Annotated in this window: 3 protein-coding genes and 1 rRNA gene; 2 read left to right on the top strand and 2 right to left on the bottom strand. The window is 67.0% G+C overall.

Annotation, left to right across the window (positions count from 1 at the left end):
* Positions 1–156, bottom strand: a 23S ribosomal RNA gene (locus tag ACFVHV_RS43670); the annotation flags it as partial.
* 27 nt (positions 157–183) lie between these two features.
* Here ACFVHV_RS43670 and ACFVHV_RS43665 point away from each other — a divergent pair.
* Together ACFVHV_RS43665 and ACFVHV_RS43660 are read left to right on the top strand one after the other, a co-directional pair.
* Positions 184–1,047 (top strand): BTAD domain-containing putative transcriptional regulator, encoded by an 864-nt coding sequence (locus tag ACFVHV_RS43665; protein ID WP_380359444.1) that lies wholly within the window; start codon positions 184–186, stop codon positions 1,045–1,047.
* Positions 1,048–1,146: 99 nt separating this feature from the next.
* Complete coding sequence (locus ACFVHV_RS43660; protein ID WP_380359441.1) at positions 1,147–1,560, top strand: hypothetical protein; 414 nt, start codon at positions 1,147–1,149, stop codon at positions 1,558–1,560.
* Between the two features lie 43 nt (positions 1,561–1,603).
* On the opposite strand, the gene ACFVHV_RS43655 is transcribed toward ACFVHV_RS43660, so the two are convergent.
* The gene (locus ACFVHV_RS43655; RefSeq protein ID WP_380359438.1) at positions 1,604–2,437 is read right to left on the bottom strand and encodes a thioesterase II family protein; all 834 of its coding nucleotides are present in this window, start codon (positions 2,435–2,437) and stop codon (positions 1,604–1,606) included.
* Positions 2,438–2,540: the final 103 nt, after the last annotated feature.

The raw sequence follows: 2,540 nt of genomic DNA, 5'->3' as shown, positions 1-2,540 counted from the left end.
CTCAAGGTTTAGCCTCATCCAGTTTCGCTCGCCACTACTCCCGGAATCACGGTTGTTTTCTCTTCCTGCGGGTACTGAGATGTTTCCGGTCGACGGACCTCGCCCTTCCGCGTTACCCACCACGAGCGCACACCTACCGCTATTGTCACAGGAAGCAATCAACAGGTACGGGGAGAGAGGGAGATGTACAATAACTTGCAGCTCGTGGGCCTTGGCGAAAGAAGCGGAACCGTCAATTCACCTTTTCGCCCGGATCTTACCGCAGGACAAAAGCTTCACCCTGTCACCTTCGAGGTCCTCGGCCCCGTTTGCGTGAACAGCCATGAGCAGCGACGGTCGGTCAGCGCCCGCAAAGTGGAAATCCTGTTCGCCGCACTGCTGGCCCGGGCCGAACAGAGCGTGGGAATCGACGAGCTGATCACCGAACTCTGGGGGGAACGTCCACCGCTGCGCGCCACTTCGGCCCTGTACGTCTACGTGTCCCAGCTCCGGAAATTCCTGATCAGGGCCGGCTGTACGGGCAGCGTCATCGAAACCCAGCATTCCGGTTACATGCTGCACCTCGGCCCGCACGGGTTGGACGTCGAAGCGTTCCTGTGGCTGGCGCAGAACGGCCGCCAGCACGTCGACCGCGAGGAGCACGAACAGGCAGTCGCGGAATTCAAACGGGCGCTCGGCATGTGGCACGGTCCGGCCCTCGGCAACCTGCGGGACGGGCCCATCGTCAACGGCTTCGCCACCTGGATCCAGGAGCACCGCCTGGAATGCATCGAGATCATGATGCAGTCCAATCTCGCCCTCGGCCGGCACCGCGAGATCATCGGGCAGCTCTACTCGCTCACCGTCGACCAGCCGTTCCGCGAGACCTTCTACCGGCAGCTGATGATCGCGCTCTACCGGTCCGAACGGCGGGCAGACGCACTGAACGTCTACCGAGCCGCCCGGGAAACCCTCCGTCGCGACCTCGGCATCGATCCCGGATCCGCGCTGCGCACCCTCCATCAGGAAATCCTCACCGCCGACGACCGGCCGGGGGCCATCGGATGACGGGTACGCCCGCCAGGCCAAGGGAGAAAAAGGCACGGCTTTAGAGGCCGGACCGACCATAGCGGAAAGACTTTCTCCACCATCGAACCAGGGAGCGACATGGTGAACATCGTCATCGACAACGTGACGGAAAAGACGGTCCGCTACCACTACATCGGACAGAACGAGCCGCTGCCGATCCAGAAGGTCGGGGACGCCATCGTCTATTTCGACGAGATCTACGACGCCGACGGCACCACGATCGGACACACTGTCGGTATGGTGACGGCCACGCATGTCGCACCGAACGGCCACCTCATGACCCACTACGAGGAGGCCATCGAGCTCCCCGACGGAACGCTGCGATCCAGCGGCACCATCGACCGGCAGGAAATGCTGGGCGGAGCCTGGGCCCGGTTCCCCGCTATCGGCACCGGAGGCAAGTTCCTCGGACTCACCGGAATCCGGGAATGGGGCCTGATCCTTCCCGTCTCCACCATGACGGTGAACCTCCGGATCACTCTGAACGGCTGATCTCTTCCAATCCTGGCCGAATTCCGGTCCCGTCCCGGCATGCCTACCGCTGCCGGGGCGGGACCGTTTTCCGGTCGGGGCCGGCCGGTTCCGCCGTCGCCCGGACCACCGCGCCGAGCCGTGAGGCGAACGGCCCGGCCGACTCCCGCAGGAAGAAGAAGTGCCCACCGTCGAAGCGGTGCAGCGCGCCCCCCACCGACCCGGCCCCGACCCAGGCGAGCGCGTCCCGCTCGGTCACCAGCGGATCCGCGACACCGTGGAAGACGTCGACCGGGCAATCCAGCGGCGCCGTCGGCGAGGTGCTCCGCGTCGCGCACAACCCCAGGTCGGCGCGGGTCAGTTCCAGCGCCGGCCGGTACCAGTCCGGGTACCTCAGCAGGTCCGGGGACATGCCCCCGCAGTCCACGATCCTCTCCAGCAGCTTCTCGTCGGAGTCGACGTGTGCCGCGACGAAGGCCGCCGGCAGCCGCGGCCCCCGGGCCGCCCCGGCGACGAGTCGGTCGGGGATCCGCACACCCCGTTCCTGCCGACGGGCCACCAGATCGTGCGCCACCAGGGCGCCCATGCTGTGCCCGTAGAACACGTGCGGCCCGGCCAGGTACGGGTCGAGCTGCTGGTCGAGGACGGCCACCAGCTCCGCCATCGAGCCGGGTCGTCGGTCCCGCAGCCGGTTCTCCCGGCCGGGCAGCTGGACCGGCAGCACGTCCGCAACGGGCGCGAGGGCGGTACGCAGCGCGGTGAACACCGATGCGCTGCCACCGGCGTGAGGAAAGCAGAACAGCACCGGTCGCCCGTCCGCCGCGGGCCCGGCCGTCAGGTACGGCGTGGTCGCGGCCGCTCGGCCGGAGCCGGGGGTGGGTTGGTCCCGATCGCGCATGCGAGTGCCTCTCCTGGGTTTTCCACCATGCTCGGTGCGGCGCATTCACTGCCGCTGAACCCGGTCCAAAGGCCCGTCGTCGGGTGCCCCGGCCCACCGGTGG

Source organism: Kitasatospora sp. NPDC127116, from assembly GCF_042677365.1.
GTDB lineage: Bacteria > Actinomycetota > Actinomycetes > Streptomycetales > Streptomycetaceae > Kitasatospora > Kitasatospora lactacystinica.
The sequence above is the reverse complement of the archived record's forward strand: the minus strand, read 5'-3'. Positions and strand labels throughout refer to the sequence as shown.